Origin of the sequence: Promicromonospora sp. NPDC050880 (assembly GCF_044456525.1) — a bacterium.
Lineage (GTDB): Bacteria > Actinomycetota > Actinomycetes > Actinomycetales > Cellulomonadaceae > Promicromonospora.
Genome location: NZ_JBITFV010000002.1, coordinates 560137 through 585069 on the forward strand (window position 1 = coordinate 560137; position 24933 = coordinate 585069).

The following is a 24933-nucleotide window of genomic DNA, read 5'->3' on the forward strand; positions in this document are numbered from 1 at the left end:
AGATGCGACATGACAGGTGACGTTCTCGTCCGACTCAGGCGCGCACTGCCGACGCTGCGCCCAGCGGAGGCGCGTGTGGCGCAGACGGTGCTCGACGACCCGAACACGGTCGTCGCCTCGACCATCACCGAGCTCGCCGGTCACGCCGACACGTCACAGGCCACCGTGGTGCGGTTCTGCCGCGCCGTCGGCTACGCGGGCTACCCCGAGTTCCGGATCGACCTGGCGCAGGCGACCAGCCGGCGCGAGGTGGAGATGGAGCGGTCCGGTATCGCCGAGGGCGAGATCAACCAGACCGACGACATCGAGGCCGTCGTCTCCAAGATCGCGTTCCACGAGGCGCGGACCATCGAGGAGACGGCCCGCATGATCGACACCGCGGCGATCGAGCGCGTGGCCGTGGCCATCTCGGAGGCCAAGCGGGTCGACGTGTACGGCGTGGGCTCCTCCAACCTCGCCGCCGCGGACCTGGCGATGAAGCTGCAGCGCATCGGCGTCTTCGTGTTCAGCTCCCCCGACCCGCACCAGCAGCTGGCCTCCTCGGCGCTGCTCGAGCCGGGCAACGTCGCCGTGGCCGTCTCGCACTCGGGCCAGACGCGCGAGACCAACCAGGCCCTGGAGATCGCGCGCCGGCGCGGCGCGCTGACGGCAGCCATCACCAACTTCCCCGACGCCCCGATCGGCCTGGTGTCCGACGTGGTGCTGGCCACCACGGCACGCGAGACGCAGTTCCGGGTGGGCGCCATGTCCAGCCGCATCGCGCAGCTCACCGTGGTGGACTACCTGTTCGTCCGCGTCGCCCAGCGCACGTACGACCGGTCCTCGGCCGCGATCCGCGCCACCTACGAGGCCGTCCGCGACCCGCAGCTCCACGTCGGCGCCGCCAAGCTGGACCGCCCGGCCGCCGTCTGACCACGTCGCCGAGAACAGAACGGTGGGGGGGGCGGGGCCCCCCCGGGGGGGGGGGGCCCCCCGCGGGGGGGGGGGCGGGCGGCCCCCCCCCCGGGGGGGGCCCCCCCCCCGCCCCCCCCCGCGGAGCGTAGCCCCCCGGGGCCCCCCCCCCCCCGCCGGGCGCGGGCCGGGGGGGGGGGGGGGGGGGGGGGCGCGGGGGGCGCCCCCCCCCCCCCCCCCCCCCCCCCCCCCCCCCCCCCCCCGCCCGGTCCAGGTCACCGGCCAGGGCGGCCCCGGAGGCCGCCTGGGCGAGGCCGAGCCGCAGGACGAGGGGCGCCCCGGACGTGCGGCCGTTCTTCAGGAGCCACTCGACGATCGTGGTGTGCAGTCCCGGGTCCCACAGCTCGGAGGCGAGCACGACCGCGAGCGCCGGGTGCCGGGTCCAGAGCGCCCCGTCGGCACCGTCGAACGCCTCGCGCAGCAGCGGGACGGCGGCCCGGTGGCCCTCCCGGGCCAGGACGGCCAGGGCGTCCAGCACGTCGGGCTGCCGGGCCGGTGCCGACGTCGCCTGCGCGGCGCGCAGCACCCGGTCGGTCGCCCCGCCGGCCCGGCCGACGAGCAGGCTCGTCTCCAGGGCGTCCAGGTAGCTCGCGCGCGACCGTGCGGGGTCGACGGCCGCGAGGCGGGTGGCGGCGCGCAGCATGTGTGCGGTCCCGTCCCCGTCGCCCACTCGGGCGAGCGCGATCCGGCCGCGCATCAGGTCTGTCTCGGCGCGTCGGGACTCGTCCAGGTGGCGGTCGTCGATGGTGCCCAGCAGCTCCGCGGCGCGGTCCGGTGCACCCGCGTCGAGCTGTGCGGCCACCGCGGCCAGCGTGCGGACGGTGCGGGGGCCGGGTTCCGGGGTCAGCTCGGCCGCTCGCTCGAGGAACGCAGCGGTGGCCGCGACGCCGCCCCGGGTCCGCGCCCGGGAGGCGGAACGTTCCAGGGCGGCGGCGAGCCCGGCGTCGGGTGCCACGGCCGCCTGCGCTCCGTGCCAGGCGTGGCGGTCCGGGTCGGTGCCGGCGTCGGTGACGTCGGCGAGGAGGCGGTGTGCCAGCCGTCGTCGGGCCGGCTCTGCCGTGTCGTAGGCGACGGCGCGGGCCAGGGGGTGGTGGAAGCGGACGCGGGTGCCGAGCTCCACCAGCCCGGTGGCGGCAGCGGCGTCGGCGGCGGTCTCGACATCGAGGCCGTGGGCCTCGGCGGCGGGCCACAGCAGTGCGGGGTCACCGGTCGGGTCGGCCGCGGCGATCGTCAGGAGCATCCGGGCGTCGTCCGGGAGGCGGGCGAGCGATGCCGCGTAGCTCCGTTCGACGCGGCTGCGGGCGGTGGCGCCGTCGGGCGGTGCGAACCCGCCGGCACGGGGCAGCGTGAGGAGTGCGAGCGGGTTGCCGCGGGCCTCGACCAGGAGCCGGTCACGGACGCGTTCGTCGAGCACCTCGTGGCTCAGCGTCGTGAGCAGAGCCGTCGCGTCGGCGTCACCGAGCGGGCCGACGTCGAGGCCGGGCAGCACGCCCAGCCCGGTCGGCTCCTCGGGCAGGCGTACGGCGAGGACGAGCGTGACGGGCTCGGCGGAGATCCTCCGTGCGACGAACGTGAGCGCGCGGGAGGAGTCCGCGTCGAGCCACTGGGCGTCGTCGACCAGGCACAGCAGGGGCTGCCGGCCGGCGGCGGCCGACAGGAGGCCGAGCGCGGCCAGGCCGACGTGGAACGGGTCCGGCGGCGCCGTGCCGAGGCCGAAGGCACCCGCGAGCGCTTCGCGGTGCGGCGCGGGCAGCTCGGACAGGTGGCCGAGCAGGGGGTGGCAGAGCTGGTGCAGCGCGGCGAAGGGCAGCCCGGCCTCGTGCTGCACCCCGGAGACCCGGAGCACGCGGGATCCCGCGGCCGTCCGGCCGGCGTGCTCGAGCAGGGCGCTCTTGCCGATGCCTGCCTCGCCGCGCAGCACGAGGGTCCCGCCCCGCCCGGCTCCCGCCGCGTCGATCAGCTCGTCGAGCCGTCGTCGCTCCGTCTCGCGGCCGACCAGCGGCCGGCGTGCGGGTGCCGCCGACGTTCGCATGTGCGTAGGTTATCGGCCGCCGCGGACTGGTCGACGCCGAGGGCGGCGACCGCGGGAGGCGTGGTCCACCACCCGGCCCTGCGCCGCCGATGTCCGAATAGTGAGAGCAATCGCCCAGGCTCTGGTCAGGCCGGGAACTCGCGCCTATACCTCGCCCTCGCCAGGAGAACCGGCCACGACGCGAGGAGCTCGCCATGACCGCACCACACCAGCGATCGGACGCCCCGATACCCCACCACCCCGGTGCCTCGGCCACGAGCCGGGGCGCCCTCACCGCCACCGTGACCGCCACCGTGGCGGCCCTGGTGCTGCTCGCCTCGGGCTGCGCCGTCGGCGCGCAGGCGGACGACGACGCCGCCGGAACCCTCTCCCTCGACGCCGAGCTGCCCACCGAGGTCCCCCCGGGCACCACGCTCGCGATCGGCGACCCCACGACGCAGAAGGCGTTCGAGCTGGCCGGCGACGAGATCGACTCGGACTTCGACTTCGAGATCGAGTGGGCCAACATCTCCGGCGGCCCGCAGACGGTCGAGGCGTTCAACGCGGGTGTCCTCGACATCGGCTCCGTCGCCGAGATCCCGCCGATCCACGCGGCCTGGACCGGTCTCGACGTGCAGGTCTACGCCTCCCAGTACCGGGAGGACTGGGCGGATCACCCCGTCTACGAGCTCGCCGGCGCTCCCGGTGTCGAGCTCGACGACCTGTCGGACCTGCGCGGCAGGCGCATCGCGTTCAGCCCCGGGCAGGCCCAGGGCGCGCTCGTGCTGAAGGCCCTGCGGTCGGCCGGCCTCGACCAGGACGACGTCGAGCTGGTGGAGCTCCCGTCCACCGGCGACGTGTATCCCACCGCGCTGGCCGCGGGCGAGATCGACGTGGCCCCCGTCGGCGGCACCGCGCTGCTGCGCTACCTCGACAAGTACGCCGCCGACGGCGCGACGTCCCTGCGCCACGGTCTGCGGGACGACCCCAGCCACCTCTACGGCCCCACCGACGTGGTGCGCGACCCCGCCAAGGCGGCCGCGCTGCGCCAGTACGTCGCCGCGTGGGCCCAGGCGCGGGTCTGGATCTACGAGCACCCCGACATCTGGAAGGAGAAGTACTACATCGAGGACCAGGGGCTGACCGAGGACGACGCTCAGTACCTCGTGGACACGGCGGCGCGGCCCGAGGTGCCGTCCGACCTCACGGCTGGCATCGAGCGCACCCAGGACACGATCGACCTGCTCGCCGCCGAGCTCGACCGGCCGGAGCTGCGGGCCGCCGATCTCTTCGACGAGCGGTTCGGGCCCGTCGCCGGGGAGTCCGCCGAGCAGGCCTGGAGCGCGTCATGACCGCCGTGGTCCAGGCCGGCCGGGCCACCGTGCCTCGTGCGGCGGGCGGGCCCGCGGCCGACGTCCGCCCGCAGGTCCGCCGGCTCGGCCTGCGCACGCCGGTCCCCCTGGCCGCGGGCTCAGGCGTCGCACTGCTCCTGGCGGTCTGGGCCGTCGGCTCGGCCACCGGTCTGGTCGACCCGCGGGTGCTGTCGGCCCCGTGGACGGTCGTGACCACCGGCGTCGGCCTCGCGGTCGACGGCAACCTGCTGGAGAACCTCGGCGTCTCGCTGGCCCGGGCCGCGCAGGGCCTGCTCTGGGGAGTGCTGGCGGGCGTCGTCCTGGCGCTGGTCTCTGGCCTGAGCCGCGCCGGTGAGGCGCTGCTGGACGGTCCGATCCAGGTCAAGCGCGCCGTCCCGAACCTGGCCCTGCTGCCGCTGCTCATCCTGTGGTTCGGCATCGGCGAGGAGATGAAGGTCGTCACGATCGCGCTCGGCGTGTTCATCCCCGTCTACATCCACACCCACAACGGGCTGCGGTCCATCGACAAGCGGTACGTCGAGCTCGCCGAGACCCTCCGCCTGGGGCGCCGGCAGTTCGTCACGCGCGTCGTCCTGCCCGGCGCGCTGCCCGGCTTCCTGCTCGGGCTGCGCTTCGCGGTGACGGGCTCGCTGCTCGCGCTCGTCGTGGTCGAGCAGGTCAACGGCACCGCCGGCATCGGCTACATGATGGAGCTCGCGCGCACCTACGGGCAGACCGAGGTCATCGTGGTGGGCCTCGTGGTCTACGGCGTCCTGGGCTACACCGCGGACTGGAGCGTCCGCCTGCTGCAGAGGAGGGCGCTGACATGGCGACGCACGCTGGAGGACTGAGCGCGGCCGTGGCCGGGCGGCCCACCGGGGCGAGGCACCCCGCCGTCGTCGTGCGCGACCTGGTACGGACCTACGGGACGCCCGCCGGTGTGCTCGACGGGCTCGACCTGGAGATCGCCGAGGGTGAGTTCGTCGCGATCCTCGGCCGGTCCGGGTCCGGCAAGAGCACGCTGCTGCGGGCGCTCGCAGGGCTCGACCACGACGTCCGGGGATCGGGCGAGGTCCAGGTGCCCCGCAACGTCTCGGTCGTCTTCCAGGACTCGCGGCTGCTGCCCTGGGCACGGGTGCTCGACAACGTCGTGCTCGGCCACGAGGCCCCGCCGGCCCGGGCCCGCGACGCCGGCCGCGCGGCGCTGGCCGAGGTGGGGCTCGCCGGGCGGGAGCGGGCCTGGCCCAACGAGCTGTCCGGTGGCGAGCAGCAGCGCGTGTCGTTGGCGAGGTCACTGGCCCGCAGCCCGGAGCTCCTGCTCGCCGACGAGCCGTTCGGCGCGCTGGACGCCCTGACCCGGCTGCGCATGCACGACCTGCTGCGCGACCTGCTGCGGCGGCACCGGCCCACGGTGCTGATGGTCACCCATGACGTCGACGAGGCGATCGTGCTGGCCGACCGCGTGGTCGTCCTCGACCAGGGACGGATCGTGCTGGAGCGCCGCACCCCGCCCGCCGGCCCGCGCACCGCTCCGCACACCGCTCCGCACCCCGCCCCGGCCGACGACGTCGACCAGGGACCGCACCGCACCCTGCGGGCCGAGCTGCTCGGCGCGCTCGGCCTGGACCGAGAGGACACCCCATGACCGCGAACCACCGCCCCGGACGGCTCCACCTCAACGCGTTCCTCATGAGCAGCGGCCACCACGAGGCGTCCTGGCGCCTCCCGGAGACCGGACCCGACGCCACCGGCCACGACATCGCCCACCTGCGCCGGCTCGCGCAGATCGCCGAGGCGGGACGGCTCGACTCGATCTTCTTCGCCGACGGGCCGGGGCTGCAGGGCGACGTCGGACGGCGCCCGTCGGGCACGCTCGACCCGCTCATCGTGCTCACCGCCCTCGCGGCGGCCACCGAGCGGATCGGGCTCGTCGCGACGGCGTCGACCACGTATAACTCGCCCTACAACCTGGCGCGGCGGTTCGCGTCGATCGACCACGTGTCCGCGGGCCGCGTGGGCTGGAACGTGGTCACGACCGCCGGCCCGGACATCGCCCGGAACTTCGGGCTGGACGACCAGCCCGCGCACGCCGAGCGCTACGCGCGCGCGGCGGAGTTCCTGGAGGTGGCCCTCAAGCTCTGGGACTCGTGGGAGGACGACGCCATCGTCGCCGACAAGGCGGCGGGCGTCTGGGCCGACAACGCCAAGATCCACCCGCCGCAGCACGTGGGCCGGTACTTCTCGGTCGCCGGGGCGCTCAACGTCCCGCGGTCGCCGCAGGGCCGGCCACTGATCGTGCAGGCCGGGTCGTCGCAGGACGGCAAGGACCTGGCGGCCCGGTACGCAGAGGCCGTCTTCACCGCGCACCAGACGCTCGGCGACGCCCAGGCGTTCTACCGGGACCTCAAGGCGCGCGTCGTCGCGGCAGGCCGGGACGCCGACGGCGTCCGCGTCCTGCCCGGCATCGTGCCGGTGATCGGCGCGACCGAGGCCGAGGCCCGCGCCAAGGAGCGTGAGCTCGACGAGCTGATCCTCCCCGAGTACGCGCGGCGGCAGCTCGCCCGCACGCTGCGGCTGGCGCCCGAGGACCTCCCGCTGGACCGCGAGCTGCCGGCCGACCTGCCCGACGAGGACGAGATCGAGGGCGCCAAGAGCCGCTACACGCTCGTCGTGGGGCTCGCGCGGCGCGAACGGCTCACGGTCCGCCAGCTCATCGGCCGGCTCGGCGGCGGCCGCGGTCACCGCACCTTCGCGGGCACCCCGGAGCAGGTCGCCGACACCCTCCAGGACTGGTACGACGCCGAGGCCGCCGACGGGTTCAACATCATGCCGGCCGCGCTGCCGTCCGGGCTGGAGCAGTTCACCACCCACGTGGTGCCCGTGCTGCGCGAGCGCGGGCTGTTCCGCACCGAGTACGAGGGCACCACGCTGCGTGAGCACTACGGGCTGGAACGGCCTGCCAACCGGTACGCGACAGCCGGCACGACGACGGGAGCCTGACGTGGCCGACGACATCCTCTGGTACATCCCCAACCAGACCTACCCCGGCCACCGCGGTGACGACGCCACCCACGGGCACAACAGCCTGGACACCCTGACCGAGCACGCGGCACGCCTCGAGAAGCACGGTTGGGACGGTGCGCTGCTCGGCACCAGCTGGGGCCGCCCGGACACGTTCACCGTTGCCACGGCCCTGGCCGCCCGGACCACGACGTTCGAACCGCTGATCGCCGTCCGGCCGGGCTACTGGCGCCCGGCCCACCTGGCGTCGTCGGCGGCCACGCTGGACCATCTCTCGGGCGGACGGGTGCGGATCAACATCGTCTCGGGCCAGGACCACCTGGCCGCGTACGGCGACGCCGAGGGCGACCAGGCGCACCGGTACGCGCGCACCAAGGAGTTCCTCCAGATCGTGCGGCGGCTGTGGACGCAGGAGTCGGTCACCTACACGGGCGAGCACTTCCAGGTCACGGACTCCACGCTCGACCTGCGCCCGGTGGCCCGGGCGGGGCGGCCCCACCCGAGGCTCTACTTCGGCGGGGCGTCGGCGGCGGCCGAGCGAGTCGCCGCCACGGAGGCGGACGTGCAGCTCTTCTGGGGCGAGCCGCTGGACGGCATCGCGGAGCGGATCGACCGCCTGCGCACCCTGGAGGCGGAGCTGGGCCGGGAGCACCCGCCGCTGGAGTTCGGCCTGCGCATCACCACGTTCGTGCGGGACACGACCGACCAGGCATGGGCCGACGCCGAGGCGAAGGTGGCGCAGCTCGCCGCACAGGCGGACCACGAGCAGCCCGGTGGTCGCGCGTGGGGCCGCGCCTCCGCCGTCGGGCAGCGCCGGCTGCTGGAGCTGGCGGAGCGGGGCGACGTCCTGGACGACATCCTCTACACGGCGCCAGGACGCGCCGGAGGTGGCGGGGCCGGGACCACCTGGCTGGTCGGGACGGCGCAGGAGGTCGCGGCGGCGCTGCGGCGGTACGAGCGGCTCGGCGTGACCCACTTCGTGCTGTCGGACACCCCGTACCTGCCCGAGATCGAACGGCAGGGCCGCGAGCTGGTGCCCCTGCTCCGGGGCGAGGCACCCACGGGGTGATCCGGCACGAGGTCGTCCGGCACGGTCAGGGACGCACGACGATCTTGCCGTGGGTGTGCCGCTCAGCCTGCCGGGCCACGGCGTCACGGACCTGATCGATGGAGAACGACTCCGCGATCGGCACGGTGACCGTGCCGGCGAGGATCGCGTCGGTGATCTGCTCGAGGGCGCGGGGGTCGGCGGCATGGGCGCCCGTGGCGTGCACGCCGGCCGGCGTGGGGCCGCCCGCGACCGACGAGATCCGGTCCGGCGGCACGCCGAGCGTCAGCGCCGCATCGACGGTCTCGGTACCGAACAGGTCGATCGCCGCCGAGACCCCGCCGGGGGCCAGCGCAGTCGCCCGGTCGGCAAGGCCAGGGCCGTACGCCACGGGTACCACGCCCAGGCCCCGCAGGAAGTCGAAGGTCCCCGGAGAGGCCGTGCCGAGCACCGTCGCCCCCCGGAGCCTGGCGATCTGAGCCGCCAGGACACCTACGCCGCCCGCGGCGCCACCGATCAGGACGATGTCACCGGGGCGCGGACGGACCGCGTCCACGGCCGCGACGGCGGTCAGCCCGGGTGTGGGCAGCGCGGCGGCCGTGTCGTCGCCGATGCCGTCCGGGGTGTGGAACAGGACGTCGGGGGCAGGCAGCGGCACCGGGAGGACCAGGTGGTCGGCAGCGGCGCGGGCCAGGACCCCGCCGTACACGCGGTCCCCCGCCGCGAACCCTGCGACACCGGGCCCGACCTCGTCGACCACCCCGGCGAGGTCGCACCCGAACCCGCTCGGGGTCGGGACGCCGAACGCCGCCGCCAGGCCGGGCGCCGACGCGAGCTGCCAGTCCAGCGGGTTGAGCCCGACGGCCCGGACCCTGACGCGCACCTCGCCACGACCCGCGTGCGGTTCCGCGACGTCGCGCACGTGGAGCACCTCGGGACCACCGAACCCCTCCCGGACGACGGCGCGGCTCATGCGACGCTCCGGGCGTCGCCGACGAGCGCTCCCCCGATCAACCTGCCGTACATCCGCACCGACAGGCGACGGGGCATGAGGTACCTGCTCATGAGGTCCGCGACGTTGTTGACGACGCCCGGGACCACGTGGGCACGCCGGCCGAGCCCGTCCAGGGCAGCGCGGACCACCCGGGACGGGTCCATCTTCCGGCCCACGAGCCTGTCGAAGTCGATCCCGGGGGTGTTGTCCAGGCCCTCGGTCCGGGTCTGGCCGGGAGACAGGACGAGCACGTCGACGCCGTCCCGCTTGAGCTCGTGGTTCAGCGCCTGCCCGAGCGACGACACGTAGGCCTTCACGGCCGCGAAGTTGGCCTGGTACGGCACCGGGACCGCAGCGATCATCGACGACAGGAGCACGACCGCGCCGCGGCCGCGGCGGACGAAGTCCTGTCCGAAGCCGTGGGCGAGCTGCAGGGTCACCGTGCCGTTGAGCGTGAGCACGTCGAGCTCGTCGGCCAGCGAGTGCTCCGTGAGGACGCCCGGTACCGACGTACCGGCGTTCGCCACGACCATGCCGACGTCCAGGTCGGCGACGGCGGCCCGCAGTTCCGCCACCGCGCCGTCGTCGAGGAGGTCGAGCACCACGACTCTGCTGGCGGTGCCGTGCCGGTCGGCGAGCTCGGCGGCCAGCGCCGCGAGGCGGTCGCGGCGACGGGCCACCAGCACCAGGTCGAGCCCGGCGGCGGCCAGCTGGCGCGCGAACTCCGCCCCGATGCCCGAGGACGCCCCGGTCACGACAGCGTACGAGCCGTACGCACGAAGGTCTTTCATCTCGTCTCCTGTCCTGGGCGGTGCCCCGTGGCACACGCCGTCCTGCCCGCCCGGCCTGCGACTGCCCAGCCGTGTCACGACTTCCGTGCGGGCGTTCCAGAATTAACGTAGGACTTCTTGGACGAGCAGTCAAGATGTCGTAGCCTGGGCCCATGGCAAGGACGGGACGACCGCGCGGGTTCGACACGGCGGTGGCGGTGGACCGTGCGCGCGGCATCTTCTGGGCGTCGGGCTACGGGGGCACGTCCATCCAGGACCTGGTGGACGGCCTCGACGTGGAGCGTGGCAGCCTCTACGCGGCGTTCGGCGACAAGCGGCTGCTCTACCTCGAAGCCGTGAAGCTGTACTGGGCGGAGTACGAACGAGCCCTGGAGACCGCACTGGCCAGCGTGCCGCTGCTGCCCGCCCTGCGCGAGCTCCTGGTCATGCCGGCGCAGCTCGGCGGCGCGGCCGACGATCCCGGCGCTCCCCACGGCTGCATGATGGGCAACACCGCGGTCGAGCTCGTGCCCTACGACGCGGAGGCGACGGCGATCGTCAGACAGTCGTTCGACCGATTCGTGCAGCACGTGTCGGAGGCTCTGCGCGCCGCCCAGAGCCGTGGCGAGGTGACCGCAGCGTCCAGCCCCGAGGCGCAGGCGCAGCTCCTTCTCGTCCTGGCCGAGGGAACGTCGCTGCTCGCGCGCACGGGTGCGGATCCCGCAGCTGCCACCGCAGCGATCGACGCGGCGCTCAGCGGGTTGCGCGGAACCAGCCCCGACGGTCCCTGACGCCGGCATCACGCCCGGCGCCAGGGACAGGCCGAGCCTGAGACGCCGGCGTCAGGCCCACCGGGAGAAGAAGCCGTGCAGCGCCTCGAGCAGCAGCTCCGGCTGCTCGTCGGGGATGAAGTGGCCGGAGCCGCTGATGCGGACCCCCGTGACGTCGGCGGCGATCGGGCGCAGGGCCGCCGCCATGTCCGGGATCGAGCCCTGCTCGCCAGAGACGGCCAGCAGCGGGACGCGGACCTGCCCGCGCTCCGCGAGCTCGCGGTTCTGCGCGGCGGACAGCGTGATCGCGCGGTAGTACGCGAGGACGGCCCGCAGACCGCCGTCGGCGGCCAGGAGCCGCGCATAACGAGCCACGTCCTGCACGCCGAACGTCCCGGGGACGGCCGACTTGCGGGTGAGGAACCACTCCACGTACTCGCGCTCCCGGCCGGCGATGAGCGTCTCGGGAAGGTCGGGCACGGCATGGAACGCGAAGTGGGCGAGCTTGGCCGCCCGCTCGTCGAGCGGAACGGCCTCCGGGAGGCTCACGCCGGGGATCCCCGCGTCCATCAGCACGACGCCGAGGAGCGCGGTCCCGTCGCCGCGCAGCGCGTAGGGGGCGGCGACCCACGCGCCCACGTCGTGCGCCACGAGCCAGTAGCGCGTCAGGCCGAGCTCGTGCACGGCCGACCGGATGCGCGACGCGACCGTCCCGGTGTCGTAGCCGTCGACCGGGCGGCCGGAGTGGCCCTGGCCCGGCAGGTCGAAGGCGATGACGCGGTACGTCCGGACCAGGTCGGTCATGACCTTGTGCCACGCGTACCAGGTCTGCGGGAAGCCGGCGAGCAGCACGATCGCGGGCGCCGTCGGGTCTCCCCCGTCCACGAGGTGCAGCCGCACTCCCTCGACGTCGAGCGTCCGGTGCCGGAACCCGGGCACGTCGTCATGGGGCACATCAGCCACGGTGGTCGGCGTCGGGGACGCGCCGGACGCCGCCGCCTCCGGGACCGCGGAGGGCGTTCGTAGAGTCGTCACGAACACACGGTAGCCATCTTGAACCGATTGGTCCAACATGTATCGGACGCGCCGCACCCGGCGCGGACGGACCGCCAGAGAGGACCCGACCATGGTCGGCAGGAAGCAGTTCGACGTCGACGCCGCGCTCGAGCAGGCGATGCTCACCTTCTGGCGCCAGGGCTACGCCGAGACGTCCCTCGGGGACCTCACCACCGCCACCGGGCTCAACCGCAGCTCGCTCTACGCCACGTTCGGCGACAAGAGCCAGCTCTTCCTGAGCTGCCTGGAGCGGTACGCGCAGCGCTACGGCGAGCGGTACGACCGCGCGCTGGCGACCGCTGCCGACAGCCCTCTCGACGCGGTGGCCAGGTTCTACGACGTCACGCTCGACCGCATCGCCGATCCAGCCCTGCCCACCGGCTGCCTCGTGGCGCAGTCCACGATGGCGGCCCCCGCCCTTCCCCCGGGGATGGCCCGGCGCACCACACAGGCCCTGGGCGCACAGCGTGACCGCCTGCGCGCAGCCCTCGCGCACACGCGGCTCGACCCCCAGGAGGCGGACCGGCTCGCCCTGCACCTGGCGGCGGTCAACCAGTCGCTGGCCGTGCTGAGCCGCGCGGAGGTGCCCGCCCGGCAGCTGCGGTCCGTCGCCGACGTCGCCGTCGCCACCCTGGCCCATGCCCTCGACGCCGCCGGGCAGAGGTAGGCCCCTCGGCGACGACGCCGCCGAGGGGCCTCCGCGATGACCGTGCGCGCTCAGCAGCGCGTCAGTACAGGATGGACGCCTGCTCGCGCGGCCACGCCAGGGTGGCGTAGATCTGCACCATGGCCGCCTGCTCCAGCAGCTCGGTGTGCTCGTCCCCGGCGTTGAACAGCCCGGTCGCGCGTTCCCGCTCCGTGCGCCACTGGTGGTCGGCGTAGTCCGCCATGGCGTTGCGGTACGTCGTGCCGCCGGTCACGGACTCCAGCAGCAGGAGGTTCTTGAACCAGATGGAGTTGAAGAACATCGGCTGGCCGTCCAGCCGCCCCTCGGTGACGTAGTAGCGGTAGGACGCCGCCGCGATCGCCTTGGCCTTGTCCAGGTACCGCTCGTCGCCCGTCGCCTCGTAGAGCAGGGTGTAGGTGCCCACCGGGACACCCTGGTTGTACGACCACTGCGTGCGGTCGACGGACCCGTCGAGCTTGATGTTGTCCCAGTAGAGGCCGTTCGGCGCCAGCAGGTGCTCGTCGGTCCACCCCACCATCCGCAGCGCCCAGTCGAGGTAGTGCCGCTCCCCCGTGATCATGTACAGCCGGGTGGCGAGCTGGGCGCCGGGCATCGTGGAGACGGTGTTCCGGTCGGTGCTCCACGTGGCCTGGGTCCAGAACACACCTCCGGGCGCCGGGTGGGACGGATCGGTGTCCCACCCCGAGACGACGAGGTCGAAGATCTCCTCGGCGCGTGCCAGCGCCGCCTCGTCGCCGGTCGCCAGGTGCTGCTGCACCTTGGCGAGCGCGACCCACTCGTTGTCGTCGTAGAACATGTCGCCGCCACCGCCGTACGGGGCGCGAGGGTACGAGTCGTAGCCGGGCAGCCCCGTGGTGCCGCCGTCGGCGTTCCAGAAGTGCTCCTGCCCGCGGGCGACGTCCGCGAGGTCGTCCTCGAACGACCGCCCCAGCGGCCCGGCCAGGCCGGTGAGGTCGAGCGTCGCGACGTGCGCCTGGGAGTGCGGCCACTCGAACGAGTAGGTCCGGTCCTCGGCACCGCTCGGGTACCGCTCGCGGTAGAGGCCGGTGCCGGCGTCCGCGGCCATGTACTCCTGCATCGCGTCGTACGACGCGATGGCCCGCTGCACCTGCGTGCGCTGCGACGTCGCGGCGGTGGCCTGCGCGCCGGCAGGGGTCGCCGCCCCCAGCGCGCAGGCCACCGCGACGACCGTGGCGGCAGCTCTGGTGAACCTCATCGTTCGCTCCTTCGTTCGGTGGTGCTCGGTCGTTCGGTGGTGCTCGGCCCTCCGGTGGTGCTCGGCACGAGCCCCACATCCCCGCAGCGGTGGATGTCAGCGCTGTCATCCCGACGTGCAGACATCCACGTGCTCAGTTCCCTGTGCCACACCGGGAGTCCCGGCGATCCCGTCGGCCACGTGCTCGGCCGCGGACGGTGCGGTGGTCGGACGCAGCCCCGCGAAGTCTTCTTCGACCCGGTCCTGCAGACGCCCTCGCCAACCGGCCGCCAGCCTAGGTGCCCTGACCTGCCCGGTCAACGACACCACCTGGCCGGCGGCCCCTGAGGCGCTACGGGGCGGGCGCGTCGGCCCCCGCCTGGCAGGCGAGGCAGAGCAGCGTCGACTCGACGACACCGCGGCGCACGAACCGCTGCCCCAGCTCGACGGCGAACTCGTCGCACTCCGGACACGTCCAGGGTCCGTTCGCGCCCTCGTGCACCGACGTGATGATGTCGTTCCACCCGTAGCTCACGGCGGGGACTCTATCGGCAGGTGACCCGGGAGCCGGTCTGAGCGAGCGCCCCCTTCCCGGTCGAGATCGCGGACGCTAGCCTTGCTCAATCGGTCTAGCACAGTCGCCCGACCGTCAGTGTGCACCGTTCCCGCGCCGTCGAAGGAGACCCGCATGCGCGCATCACACCGTCGCGTCCACCCTCGAACCCGGCCCCTGGCAGCAGTGCTGGCCGCCGTCCTCGTGCTGGGCGGGGCCACCGCGGCACAAGCCGCCGCACCCCCGACGGCGGACCGGAGCGCCCGGCACGAGGTCCTGGGCGTCACACCCGTGACGGAGGTGGGTTCGTTCGGCCAGCAGGTGACCAAGGTCGTCGTCGAGTACCCGACGAGGGTCGACGGCAGGAGGCTCACCCCGTCGGCGTTCCGTGTGGAGGACTCCGGGTACAACTTCCGCTTCGACCCGGCGTCCGAGCTCGGAAACCTCGTGGACCGGCGGATCGCAGACGTCTACACGACGGACGACCCCGCGCGGCTGCTCGACACCGACCGGCCCCGCCGGCCCGGGCGCTACGTGGTGCTCGAGCTGGCCGACGACCCGAACGGCGGCTGGACCGTCATCACCTCGCTGTGCCCCACGTTCCTGTGCTCGGTGCGCGTCAACCCCGACCAGCTCACCCAGGTCACCCAGCTCGCGGACGTCATAGGCCCGCGCGGCACCGTGGTCTCGGCCGCCGCGCCGCAGACCGCGCACCGGATCACCGAGGAGCCGATCGACCGTGAGGTCGACCAGTTCCGCAGCGGGTCGCTGGAGACCGAGACCGGTGAGCTCCTCTACGACTACCGCCTGCCCGACCGCTACGACCCGCGCAAGCGGTACCCGCTCGTCGTCGCGCTGCCCGGCCACGGTATGGGCTACGACGGGCAGAACCGCGGCGTCCAGCTCGCCTCGGACATGCTCGCCCTGGCGTGGAACCAGCGCGAGTGGACCAGGACGCACGAGGACGTGATCGTCGTCGCCCCGCAGAACCGGCGCGTCGGCAAGACCGTCGAAGGCGCGCAGGTCGTCGAGCTGGTCGAGGACCTCACGTCCCGCCTCGCGGTGGACCGACGGCGCGTGTACGCGACCTCGGTCTCGTACGGCTCGCAGCTCATGTGGGAGGCGTTCTCGACGCGACCGGACCTGTTTGCCGGCGGACTGCTCACCGGAGGCTTCCCCGCGGACGCCGACGAGCTCGCGCCGATCGCGGCGGCCGAGGTACCGATGTGGATCACCCACGGCACCGGTGACCACCTGCTGCCGGTCGCGAACGCGCGGGCGTCGTACGACCGTCTCGTCGCGGCGTACGAGGCCCGCGGGCTGAGCCAGAAGCGCATCGCCCACCTCGCCCGGTGGACCGAGTACGGGGACGACGCGTTCTCGCTGCCGGACCGGCACCTCGCCGCCGCTCCGACACTGGAGGACCCGGAGACGCTCCAGTGGTTGCTCGCCCAGCGCAAGCGGTCGTGACGCCGGGCGTCGGCTGAGAAGGCAGTGGCCGGCGCCCCGCGACGGGCGCCGGCCGGTCACGTCGGGTCAGCCCTTGACCGCGCCCTGCATGAGCGCCGCCACGAAGTGCCGCTGGAACACCAGGAAGACCGCCAGCGTCGGCGTCAGGATCAGCAGGGACCCCGCGCACAGCAGCGGGATGTCGGTCCCCCACTGGCCCTGGAAGGCGCCGAGCGCGCCGGCCATCGTGCGCTTGGTCGGGTCGTCGACGAGCACGATGGCCAGGAGGAACTGGTTCCACGTCCACAGGAACAGCAGGATCGCCAGCGAGGACAGCGCGGGCATCGACAGGGGCACGTGGATCCGCGTGAAGAGCTGCCATGTCGAGGCGCCGTCGAGGCGCGCGGCCTCGGACAGGTCCTCGGGCATGTTGACGAAGTGCGCCCGCATCCACATCACCGCGAACGGCATGTAGAGGCCGATGAGCGGCAGGATGATCGCCCAGCGCGTGTTCAGCAGGCCCAGGTCGCGGATCTGGTAGTAGAGCGGTACCACGACGCCCTCGAACGGCAGCGTGAGCCCCAGGAGGAAGGCGATGAAGATCGCCCGGTGTCCCGGTGGACGCAGGTGCCCGAGCGAGAACCCGGCCAGGGTGCCGATCAGGAGCGCGACGGGCACGACGCCCAGCTCGATGAGCACGCTGGAGACGAGCATGTCCGCCATGTCGGCCGATTGGAACGCCGTGACGAAGTTCCCCCAGTAGGGGGTCTCCGGCAGTGCGAGCCCTCCCGGGTACGTGCCCGGTTCGTGCAGCGCGGTGATGAACAGGCTCACGAAGGGCACGATCGTGAACGCCATGAGCAGGACCAGCAAGATGCGGCCGGTCAGCTTCTCGCGTGCCGAGGTGATCATGACTCCCTCCCGCGGGTGACCCGCTGGAGCGGCAGCACGACCGCGAGGACGAGGACCATCAGGACGACCGCGAGCGCCGAGGCCTGGCCGACCTCGCGCTCGAAGAAGGCCAGGTAGTAGATCTCCAGGCCGGGTACGAGGGTGCTGTTGCCCGGCCCGCCCTGGGTGGAGATGTAGATGATGTCGAAGCTCGCCAGGGCGCTGATCACGGTCACGGTCAGGCACACCGCGAGCTCCTGGCGCACGCTGGGCAGGGTGATGGCGAAGAACTCGCGCACCGCTCCGGCGCCGTCGAGCCGTGCGGCCTCGTACAGCGCCGGGTCGATCTTGGTCATCCCCGCCAGCAGCAGGACCATGCACAGCCCGAGCGAGACCCAGGCCCCGATGAGGCCGACGGCGGGCAGCGCGGTGTCGAAGTCACCGAGCCAGGCGCGGGCGACCGACCCGAGCCCGACCAGGCGCAGGAGCTGGTTCACGAGGCCGTCGGTGGACAGGAGCCAGGTCCACATGATGCCCGCCGCCACGAGCGGGATGACCTGGGGCAGGAAGAGGATCACGCGCGCCACCACGGCGACCCGGCTGGTCGCGAACTTGCGGATGGTCGCAGCGGCGAGCAGTCCCAGGCAGACGGGAACGAGGCTGAAGTACACGATGAGCTCGAACGCGTGCAGGATCGGCCCGAACAACTCCGGGTCGGTCAGGATGCGGGTGTAGTTCTGCAGGCCCACCCAGGTCGACGGCGAGATGCCGTTCCAGTCGTAGAACGAGTACTGCATCGTGGTGAGGATCGGGCGGATCACGAACATGCCGTAGGCCACCGCGGCGGGCACGAGGAGCAGCAGGGCCGTGCCGGCCTGGCGCCGGCGCCGCGTCCGGCCGGCGCGACGCCTGCTGACCGGCGGCATGACGGGTCCGGCCGCGCGGCGGTCCGGCGCGAGGCCGGCGTGCGCTGAGTGCGTCATGGTGTGGCCTAGCCGCCGATCTGGCTCTCGTAGTCCGACTGGACGGAGCCGAGCAGTCCGGCCGGGTCCTGCTCGCCGGCGACCAGCTTCTGGAGGTTCGGCGTCCAGCTCTTGGCGTAGATGGAGCCGGTCGCGTTGGCGATGAAGTCCATCGCGCCGTTGTTCTCGCCCACGGCGGCGCCCGCCTGGAGCGTCTGCGCGGTGACGGTGTCGGGGTCGACCTCGGGCATGAAGGCGTCGGTGGGGCCCATCGGGTGCGAGCCGCCGACCTCGACGGCGATCGTGCGCGCCTCGTCGTTCGTGGCGATCCAGTCCAGGAAGAACGCCGCGCAGTCCGGGTGCTCCGCCCGGGCCGAGATGCCGTAGGTCAGCGGGGCGGACATGGCGCCGATCCCGCCGTCCTCCTCGACGGGCGGCACGAGAAAGAAGCCGACCTGGCCGGGCATCTGCTCGTCGAGGTTTCCGGACTCCCAGTCGCCGTTGAACATGAAGACGCTGCGGCCGTCGATGAACCGGCTCATCATCGTGGCGTAGTCCATCGAATTGATGTCCTCGGCGAAGTAGCCGGCGTCGATCCAGCGCTGCAGGTGCTCGGCCGCCTCACGGCCGGCCGGGGTGTCGATCGTCGCGCCCGGCTGCTGGTAGATCCACGAGTTGATCTCCGCGGGGTCGCCGTAGGACGCCATGAGGCCCTGGAGCGGGAAGGCGAGGCCGCCGGTGGCACCGCCGTTGAACTGGGCGGCGGGAGTCAGGTCGGCGTCCTTGGCCGCCTGCATGAGTGCGTCGAGCTCGGCGAGCGTGGCCGGGGGCTCGTCCATGCCGATCTGCGCCGCGAGGTCCTTGTTGTAGAACACACCGGTCATCGAGAAGTTGAGCCCCATGGCGTACAGCGGGCCGTCCCCACGTCGTCCCTCGTCGTCGACCCGCATCTGCTCGAGCTGGGAGGACGGCCACCGGTCCCAGCCGAGCGCCTGCGCGTAGCCGTCGAGGTCCAGCAGCAGGCCGTCCGCGGCCAGCTCGGACACCTGGGGCAGCCGCATGAGGTCCGGCGGGTCGTCCGCCAGGACGCGGGGCGCGTTCTGGGTGAGCACCGCGAACTGGTCCTCGCGGATCTCGAAGGTGACGTTCGGGTGCTGTGCCGTGAACTCGTCCGCGAGCGCCTTGAACAGCGGGAAGCCCGTCTCGATGTACGAGTCGAGCGTGACGTCCTGCGAGCCGCAGGTGGGCGCACCGGCGGCGGTCTGCCCGGACGGCGCGGCCCCGCCGGGCTCCTCGGAGGTGCTGCCCCCGGGTGGCGTGCAGGCGGACAGCACCAGTGCGGTGGTCAGTCCCAGAACGGGCACGGCCGCCAGCCGTGTGCGCATGCTTCCTCGTCGACGAGACACCGTCATCTCCCTCTGCTCGGGCTCCAGAGCTTCCTTGCCTGGATTGCTAAACCGACTTAGCATCGCCAAATATGGGCGCGGTCGCTCGAACCTGTCAAGTGTCGGGCGGGCGATCCTCGGACGGGCGCGGCACCGGCAGGGCCGCCGGTCTGGCTACTATTCAGGCGACGGGAGGAGGGCCGTGGGACACAAGCGGGTCACGCTCGCCGACGTCGCGCGGGCAGCGGGGGTGTCGTCGTCGACGGCCTCGCTGGTCATGACGGGTCGTGGTCGCCAGCTGCGGATCTCCGAGGCGGTGCACGCACGAGTGCGTGCCGCGGCCCAGGACCTGGGCTACCGGCCGAACGCCGTGTCGGTCGGGCTGCGCAAGGGCACCACCAGGACGCTCGGGTTCGTGTCCGACAGCGTGGCGTCCTCCCGCCTCGCCGGCGACATGATCAAGGGCGCGATCGAGGCCGGCCGGGAGCAGGGGTTCATGCTCTTCATCGGCGAGACCGGCGGCAAGCCGGCCGAGGAGGCCAAGCTCGTCGAGGCGATGCTCGACCGGCAGGTCGACGGGATCATCCTGGCCTCGATGTTCACCCGGTCCCGGCCCCTGCCCGAGGACGTGGACCGCATCCCCGCCGTCCTGCTCAATCTCGTCGCCCCGGCCGGGGCGAGGGTCCCGAGCGTCGTGCCGGACGAGGAGCGGGCCGGGCGTGAGGCCGCCCAGCTCCTCCTCGACGCGGGCCACCGGGAGATCCACCTGATCGGCGCCGGCCCGGGAGCGGACGACTGGCCCGCGGTGTCCGTGGCCGCCCACCAGCGGCTCACCGGGATCCTGGGCGCCCTGGAGGCCGCCGGCGTCCGGCCCAGCTCCGGGTACGAGGATCCCGCGTGGCTCCCGCAGCAGGGCTGGGACGCGTTCCAGCGGATCGTCGCCGGAGGCGGCGGCCCGCCGCGCGCGCTCATCTGCTTCAACGACCGCCTCGCGTTCGGCGCGTACCAGGCCGCCCAGGAGGCCGGCCTGACCATCCCCGACGACGTCTCCGTCGTCTCGTTCGACGACGCCTCCGTCGCCGGGTGGCTCAGGCCCGGGCTCACCACCTTCGCGCTCCCCCACCGCGCTCTCGGGCGACGCGCCGTCGAGCTGCTGCTGGAGCTGGTGGCCCAGGGGAACGACGCCGCCCCCGCCACGGCCGCTCCCGTCGTCCACCGCCTGCCGATGCCCCTGCGGGCACGAGGGTCGGTCGCCGCCCCGCGGGCGGCGGGTGCCTGACCCCTGGCCGTCTCCTCTCAGGACGAGCGCGACGTCGCCGTCCGCGCCCGGTCGATCTCGGCGATGTGCTCCTCCGCCCACTCACGCAGCACCTCCAGCGGCCCCGACAACGAGCGGCCCAGCGGCGTGAGCGCGTAGAACACGCGCGGCGGCACGGCGTCCTCGACCCGGCGCGCCACCAGTCCGTCCGCGCCGAGCGACCGGAGCGTCTGCGACAGCATCTTGTGCGACACCCCCGGCATGAGGCGGTCGAGCTCGGCGAACCGCAGCTCCCGGCCGCCGTCCTCGGCGAGCAGCTTGACGATCATCACGGTCCACTTGGAGCCCACGCGGTCCAGGAGCTGCCGGGTCGGGCAGGCCGGGTCGAACAGGTCCCCCCGACCGGTGCCCGCACCACTCGTCGTCACCACCGGGTAACCACCTTTCACCGAAGTGCGCTCTTCCGCGCCGGCACCACCCTACCTACGGTGACGTTGTCACCAATGGTTACCGGAGGACGAGAGATGACCGGCATCGATGTACGGACCGTGACCGCCCACGGCGCCGACCTGAACGTCGCGATCGCGGGCTCCGGCCCGGCGGTCCTGCTGCTGCACGGCTTTCCCCACACCTGGGCCGTGTGGTCGCCAGTGATCCCCCGGCTCGCCGCCGCGCGCACGGTGATCGCGCCCGACCTGCGCGGGCTGGGCGACTCGCAGCGCACGGCCGGCGGGTACGACGCCGCGACCACGGTGGCGGACGCCGTCGCCGTCCTGGACGCCCTCGACGTCGCCACGGCAGACGTGGTGGGCATCGACCTCGGCGCCTCGACCGCGACGCTCCTGGCCCTGACCGCGCCCGCACGCGTCCGCCGGCTGGTCGCGATGGAGGGACTGGTGGGCACCCTGCCGGGCGCCGAGGACTTCCTGCGCGACGGCGCCCCGTGGTGGTTCGGGTTCCATGCCGTGCCGGGCCTGGCCGAGCACGTCCTCGCGGGCAACGAGGCCCCCTACCTCGACTTCTTCCTCCGGGCGGGCACCCGCGGCCACGGGGTCGACGCCACCTTCCGGGCCGAGGTGCACCGCACCTACGCCGGGGCCGGCTCGCTGCGGTCCGCGTTCGAGTACTACCGGGCCCTGCCCGCGAGCGCGGCACAGATCGCCGACGCCGCTGCGGGTCGGCTCACCATGCCGGTCATGACAGTCGGGGCCGCCCCCGTCGGGGACGCGACGTTCCGTCAGCTCAGCCGTCTCGCCGACGACATCGTGGGCCACGTCATCCCGGACTGCGGGCACATCATCCCCCAGGACCGGCCGGGCGAGCTCGCCGCACTGCTGGAGGCCTTCCTGACCTGAGCCGCTGCTGCCCGCACGCGGTGCCCGGCGGGCACCCGCCGCCGCCCGCTCGCGTGTCACGGTGCAGGCTCCGACGCGGGGAACCGCTGCCGTCGCCCTACGTGATCCGGTCCGTCGCGCTTCCCTACAGCACGCGGGAGACGTGGTAGTGGCTGATCAGCCAGCGTCCGTCCCGCTCCACGGCGACGACGGTGAGGTGCACGCGCACCGGCCCGTCCGGGCGGCGGAAGGTGACGTCCGCGTATCCGAGCGCGGCGCCCGGTGCGACCTCGCGGGTGTGGAGCACGGTGTGATCGGCGGTGAGCCCGACCGGCTGCTTGCCGTAGTAGGCCATGACGGCGTCGCGGCCGAAGGCCGGCTCCGGGTCGAAACCCTGGAACAGGGCGTCCTCGGTGAACTGGGCGGCGATCTGCTCGAGATCGCGGCGGCGGATGCCGTCCGCCCAGCGGTCGAGCAGCGCCGAGATCGTGGCGGTGGCGGTTTCGGGGTGGGTCATGACAAGGGTCTCCTGGTTCGGTCGTTCGACGACGGGATGGCGGGCGGGACCTACGGGGCGGCCCGGCGGGCCGCCCCGTCACGGCTCAGTGGCCGGCGATCTGCCCGCCGTCGATGTGCAGGAACTCGCCCGTCACGAAGGGCGACTGCTCCAGGTAGACGACGCCGCGGGCGACGTCGTCGATCTCGCCGAGGCGGCCCATCGGGTGGAGGCCGGCGAGCGCCTCGTGCGTCTCCTCGGGGTGCATCGGGGTCTTGATGACGCCGGGCGAGACGGCGTTGAAACGGATGCCCTGCGCCGCGTACTCGATGGCCAGCGCGCGGGTCGCCGAGGCGATACCACCCTTGGTCACGGAGGCCAGGGCGGAGGGGAACACGGACAGCGCGCTCTCGACGAGGGTGGTGGTGATGCTGACGACGTGTCCGCCACCAGACCCCTGCATGTGCGGGATGACGCGCTGGGTGAGGTGGAAGAAGCCGCCGACGTTGATGGCGACCATGGTGTCGAGGTCCTCGGCGGTGTACTCGGTGAACGGCTTGGCGATGAAGACGCCGGCATTGTTCACGAGCGTGTCGACGCGCCCGAAGCGCTCGACGGCGGTCTTGACGATCATGTCCGCCGTCGCCGGGTCCGAGATGTCTCCCGCGACGACCGCGAGGTCGTCCGCCTCCTCCTGGTCGATGGTGCGCGAGCTGGCCACGACGGCGTACCCGAGCTGCCGGTACGCGACCACGAGGCCTGCACCGATGCCCTGGGAGGCCCCCGTGACGATGGCTACCTTGCGAGTGCTCATTGCCTGAGCTCCTTGTCGTTCGATCTAGTAGACGGTCGGTCAACTACCGACCGCTTCCCGTTATAGTTGACCGGTCGTATACTGTCAACATGCCGAGAAGCTCAGATGGTCGAGAACGCCTGATCCAAGCGGGCGTGGAACTGTTCTCCCAGCGCCCCTACGGCTCGATCGGCGTCGCGGAGCTCTGTGCGCACGCCGGCGTGAACAAGGGGTCCTTCTACTACTTCTTCCCGTCCAAGGAGGCACTGGCGCTGGCCGTCATCGACCGCCACTGGTCCTGGCAGCAGGGCGTCTGGGCGCAGATCCTGGACGGCCCTGGCACGATCCTCGAACGGCTGCGCGGGCTGTTCGACGCCACCGCCCAGATGCAGATCGACGCCCGCGCGGGCACGGGGTGGGTCACGGGCTGCCTCTTCGGCAACCTGGCACTGGAGGTCAGCTCCCAGAACGAGCCGGTACGGGTACGGCTCCAGGAGATCTTCGACGAGCAGATCGACATGATCCGCACCCGCCTCGCCGCGGCCGTCGAGTCGGGCGACCTGGAGCGCCCCGTCGAGGACGTGGACGGCGCCGCCAAGGCGATCGTCGCGCAGCTCGAAGGGCTCGTGCTCTTCGCCAAGGTGTTCAACGACCCCTCGCACCTGGACGCCCTCTGGCAGAACAGCCTGCTGCTGCTCGGGCTCACACCGGCGAACGCGGCCTGACGCCGGCGGACCTGAGGCGTTCCTGACTAATCGTACACTGTTCATTAACAATCCATTGCCCTTTTCTGGAAGTGCCGCCTATAAAGGTACAGACCGGGTCATCAGGGGTGACCCGGCATACCTGCGGGGGTGCTGTCCATGAAGCGACACCTGTTACGCATCGTCGGAGCCATCGCGGCGACCGGCCTGGCCACCATCGGACTCACGGCGACACCGGCGCCGCCGTCGTACGCCGCCGGCGAGTCCTACGTCGCCCTCGGCGACTCCTACTCCTCCGGAACCGGCACCAGGACCTACATCGACGACGGCACCGAGTGCCTGCGCTCGACCTACGCCTACGCCAGCCTCACCGCGGCGGCCAAGGGCTACACGCTCAACTTCCGCGCCTGCTCGGGCGCGGTCGTGGCCGACGTGCAGAACACCCAGCTCAGCGCCCTGAGCTCCAGCACCCGCTTCGTGACCATCTCGGTGGGCGGCAACGACGCCGGTTTCGCCGACGTGCTCACCGAGTGCGCCCTCCCGGCGTGGGCCAGCGACTGTGCCGGTGCGGTGGCGGGTGCCCGCTCGTTCATCAACGGCACGCTCCCAGGCCGGCTGAGCGCCGTGTACGGCGCGATCCGCACGCGGGCACCGAACGCGAAGGTCGTCGTGGTGGGCTACCCGAAGATCTTCATGGGTGAGGACTGCAACCTCGCGACCTTCTTCAGCCCCGAGGACCAGACGGCGCTCAACAACGCCGTCGTGCTCATCAACTCGGTCACCTCCTCCGCGGCGTCCGCGCGGGGGTTCACGTTCGTCAACCCGGTCAGCCGGTTCACCGGCCACGCGGTGTGCGACTCGACCGAGTGGATCAACGGGTTCTCCAACCCCGTCCAGGAGTCCTACCACCCCAACCGGCTCGGCCACTCCACCGGTTACCTCCCGCTCGTCAGCGGTGTACTGACCGGGACGAGCAGCGTGGCGACCGACGCCGTCCTCACCGCGGCGCGGGCCGGCGCCGCGGATCAGGCGGAGCTCCAGCGGAGGTACGCCGAGCAGGACCGCTCGATCAGGCCGAAGCTCTTCCGGCCGCCGACCGAGGACCGGCTGCGCGAGCTGGCGAAGGAGAAGGGCGTCGACTACGACGCCTGGCGGGCGACCGGGTCCCACGCCTAGGACGCGAGCCCGTCCGGCCCACGGGCCGGACGGGCTCCGTCGCACCCGACAGCTCACCCCGTTCGGCCAGAGGGGT

At 72.9% G+C, this 24933-nt stretch carries 24 protein-coding genes and 1 pseudogene; 13 read left to right on the plus strand and 12 right to left on the minus strand.

Features of this window, described 5'->3' with window-relative positions:
• Window positions 1–9: 9 nt before the first annotated feature.
• Window positions 10–912 carry a MurR/RpiR family transcriptional regulator gene (locus ACIBBF_RS06430; RefSeq protein WP_397411657.1) on the plus strand — a complete coding sequence of 301 codons (903 nt, stop codon included), beginning with the start codon at window positions 10–12 and terminating at the stop codon, window positions 910–912.
• Between the two features lie 1630 nt (window positions 913–2542).
• Here the strand turns inward: ACIBBF_RS06430 and ACIBBF_RS06435 are convergent.
• Window positions 2543–2983: pseudogene (locus ACIBBF_RS06435) on the minus strand (ATP-binding protein); the annotation flags it as partial.
• A 194-nt stretch (window positions 2984–3177) separates the two neighbouring features.
• Here ACIBBF_RS06435 and ACIBBF_RS06440 point away from each other — a divergent pair.
• Genes ACIBBF_RS06440 through ACIBBF_RS06460 form a run of 5 tightly spaced genes read left to right on the plus strand, consistent with a single transcriptional unit; the run spans window position 3178 to window position 8404 of the window.
• Window positions 3178–4314 (plus strand): ABC transporter substrate-binding protein, encoded by a 1137-nt coding sequence (locus tag ACIBBF_RS06440; protein ID WP_397411659.1) that lies wholly within the window; start codon window positions 3178–3180, stop codon window positions 4312–4314.
• Entirely contained in the window at window positions 4311–5165 is an 855-nt protein-coding gene (locus tag ACIBBF_RS06445; RefSeq protein WP_397411661.1) for an ABC transporter permease, read from the plus strand. The genes ACIBBF_RS06440 and ACIBBF_RS06445 overlap by 4 nt, the downstream gene beginning before the upstream one ends.
• Window positions 5141–5959, plus strand: coding sequence for an ABC transporter ATP-binding protein (locus tag ACIBBF_RS06450; protein WP_397411663.1), 819 nt, complete (start codon window positions 5141–5143; stop codon window positions 5957–5959). Before ACIBBF_RS06445 ends, ACIBBF_RS06450 begins: the two co-directional genes overlap by 25 nt.
• Window positions 5956–7314, plus strand: a complete 1359-nt coding sequence (locus tag ACIBBF_RS06455; RefSeq protein WP_397411665.1) for an LLM class flavin-dependent oxidoreductase — start codon at window positions 5956–5958, stop codon at window positions 7312–7314. Before ACIBBF_RS06450 ends, ACIBBF_RS06455 begins: the two co-directional genes overlap by 4 nt.
• A 1-nt stretch (window position 7315) precedes the next feature.
• Window positions 7316–8404 (plus strand): LLM class flavin-dependent oxidoreductase, encoded by a 1089-nt coding sequence (locus ACIBBF_RS06460; protein ID WP_397411667.1) that lies wholly within the window; start codon window positions 7316–7318, stop codon window positions 8402–8404.
• Between the two features lie 25 nt (window positions 8405–8429).
• Here the strand turns inward: ACIBBF_RS06460 and ACIBBF_RS06465 are convergent, their stop codons facing one another.
• Together ACIBBF_RS06465 and ACIBBF_RS06470 are read right to left on the minus strand one after the other, a co-directional pair.
• Window positions 8430–9356, minus strand: coding sequence for an NADP-dependent oxidoreductase (locus ACIBBF_RS06465; protein ID WP_397411669.1), 927 nt, complete (start codon window positions 9354–9356; stop codon window positions 8430–8432).
• A complete protein-coding gene (locus ACIBBF_RS06470; protein ID WP_397411671.1) occupies window positions 9353–10168 on the minus strand; it encodes an SDR family NAD(P)-dependent oxidoreductase in 816 nt (271 codons plus the stop codon). Before ACIBBF_RS06470 ends, ACIBBF_RS06465 begins: the two co-directional genes overlap by 4 nt.
• Window positions 10169–10320: 152 nt before the next feature.
• On the opposite strand from ACIBBF_RS06470, the gene ACIBBF_RS06475 reads away from it, so the two are divergent.
• Window positions 10321–10938 (plus strand): TetR/AcrR family transcriptional regulator, encoded by a 618-nt coding sequence (locus tag ACIBBF_RS06475; protein ID WP_397411673.1) that lies wholly within the window; start codon window positions 10321–10323, stop codon window positions 10936–10938.
• A 51-nt stretch (window positions 10939–10989) separates the two neighbouring features.
• Here ACIBBF_RS06475 and ACIBBF_RS06480 read toward each other — a convergent pair whose 3' ends face one another.
• Window positions 10990–11952 carry an alpha/beta fold hydrolase gene (locus ACIBBF_RS06480; protein WP_397411675.1) on the minus strand — a complete coding sequence of 321 codons (963 nt, stop codon included), beginning with the start codon at window positions 11950–11952 and terminating at the stop codon, window positions 10990–10992.
• Between the two features lie 91 nt (window positions 11953–12043).
• Between ACIBBF_RS06480 and ACIBBF_RS06485 the strand changes: the two genes are divergently transcribed.
• The gene (locus ACIBBF_RS06485) at window positions 12044–12640 is read left to right on the plus strand and encodes a TetR/AcrR family transcriptional regulator (protein WP_397411677.1); all 597 of its coding nucleotides are present in this window, start codon (window positions 12044–12046) and stop codon (window positions 12638–12640) included.
• Between the two features lie 61 nt (window positions 12641–12701).
• Here the strand turns inward: ACIBBF_RS06485 and ACIBBF_RS06490 are convergent, their stop codons facing one another.
• Together ACIBBF_RS06490 and ACIBBF_RS06495 are read right to left on the minus strand one after the other, a co-directional pair.
• Entirely contained in the window at window positions 12702–13877 is a 1176-nt protein-coding gene (locus ACIBBF_RS06490) for a glycoside hydrolase family 76 protein (protein WP_397411679.1), read from the minus strand.
• 331 nt (window positions 13878–14208) lie between these two features.
• Window positions 14209–14391: a hypothetical protein gene (locus ACIBBF_RS06495; RefSeq protein ID WP_397411681.1), complete on the minus strand. Its 183-nt coding sequence runs from the start codon at window positions 14389–14391 to the stop codon at window positions 14209–14211.
• Window positions 14392–14544: 153 nt separating this feature from the next.
• On the opposite strand from ACIBBF_RS06495, the gene ACIBBF_RS06500 reads away from it, so the two are divergent.
• Window positions 14545–15879, plus strand: a complete 1335-nt coding sequence (locus tag ACIBBF_RS06500; protein ID WP_397411683.1) for a hypothetical protein — start codon at window positions 14545–14547, stop codon at window positions 15877–15879.
• Between the two features lie 66 nt (window positions 15880–15945).
• Here ACIBBF_RS06500 and ACIBBF_RS06505 read toward each other — a convergent pair whose 3' ends face one another.
• From ACIBBF_RS06505 to ACIBBF_RS06515, 3 genes are all read right to left on the minus strand, one after another.
• Window positions 15946–16770 (minus strand): carbohydrate ABC transporter permease, encoded by an 825-nt coding sequence (locus tag ACIBBF_RS06505; RefSeq protein WP_397411684.1) that lies wholly within the window; start codon window positions 16768–16770, stop codon window positions 15946–15948.
• Entirely contained in the window at window positions 16767–17675 is a 909-nt protein-coding gene (locus tag ACIBBF_RS06510; protein ID WP_397411778.1) for a carbohydrate ABC transporter permease, read from the minus strand. Before ACIBBF_RS06510 ends, ACIBBF_RS06505 begins: the two co-directional genes overlap by 4 nt.
• A 65-nt stretch (window positions 17676–17740) precedes the next feature.
• The gene (locus ACIBBF_RS06515; protein ID WP_397411686.1) at window positions 17741–19096 is read right to left on the minus strand and encodes an ABC transporter substrate-binding protein; all 1356 of its coding nucleotides are present in this window, start codon (window positions 19094–19096) and stop codon (window positions 17741–17743) included.
• 202 nt (window positions 19097–19298) lie between these two features.
• Here ACIBBF_RS06515 and ACIBBF_RS06520 point away from each other — a divergent pair, with 202 nt between their 5' ends.
• The gene (locus tag ACIBBF_RS06520; RefSeq protein ID WP_397411688.1) at window positions 19299–20375 is read left to right on the plus strand and encodes a LacI family DNA-binding transcriptional regulator; all 1077 of its coding nucleotides are present in this window, start codon (window positions 19299–19301) and stop codon (window positions 20373–20375) included.
• Between the two features lie 17 nt (window positions 20376–20392).
• Here the strand turns inward: ACIBBF_RS06520 and ACIBBF_RS06525 are convergent, their stop codons facing one another.
• A complete protein-coding gene (locus ACIBBF_RS06525; RefSeq protein ID WP_397411690.1) occupies window positions 20393–20785 on the minus strand; it encodes a winged helix-turn-helix transcriptional regulator in 393 nt (130 codons plus the stop codon).
• Window positions 20786–20878: 93 nt separating this feature from the next.
• On the opposite strand from ACIBBF_RS06525, the gene ACIBBF_RS06530 reads away from it, so the two are divergent.
• The gene (locus ACIBBF_RS06530) at window positions 20879–21709 is read left to right on the plus strand and encodes an alpha/beta fold hydrolase (protein ID WP_397411692.1); all 831 of its coding nucleotides are present in this window, start codon (window positions 20879–20881) and stop codon (window positions 21707–21709) included.
• A 124-nt stretch (window positions 21710–21833) separates the two neighbouring features.
• Here ACIBBF_RS06530 and ACIBBF_RS06535 read toward each other — a convergent pair whose 3' ends face one another.
• Together ACIBBF_RS06535 and ACIBBF_RS06540 are read right to left on the minus strand one after the other, a co-directional pair.
• On the minus strand, window positions 21834–22205 hold the full coding sequence (locus tag ACIBBF_RS06535; protein ID WP_397411694.1) for a YybH family protein: 372 nt from the start codon (window positions 22203–22205) through the stop codon (window positions 21834–21836).
• Between the two features lie 85 nt (window positions 22206–22290).
• Entirely contained in the window at window positions 22291–22998 is a 708-nt protein-coding gene (locus ACIBBF_RS06540) for an SDR family NAD(P)-dependent oxidoreductase (RefSeq protein ID WP_397411696.1), read from the minus strand.
• Between the two features lie 89 nt (window positions 22999–23087).
• Between ACIBBF_RS06540 and ACIBBF_RS06545 the strand changes: the two genes are divergently transcribed.
• Both ACIBBF_RS06545 and ACIBBF_RS06550 read left to right on the plus strand, forming a co-directional pair.
• Entirely contained in the window at window positions 23088–23702 is a 615-nt protein-coding gene (locus ACIBBF_RS06545; protein ID WP_397411698.1) for a TetR/AcrR family transcriptional regulator, read from the plus strand.
• 138 nt (window positions 23703–23840) lie between these two features.
• The gene (locus ACIBBF_RS06550) at window positions 23841–24857 is read left to right on the plus strand and encodes an SGNH/GDSL hydrolase family protein (RefSeq protein ID WP_397411700.1); all 1017 of its coding nucleotides are present in this window, start codon (window positions 23841–23843) and stop codon (window positions 24855–24857) included.
• Window positions 24858–24933 lie beyond the last annotated feature (76 nt).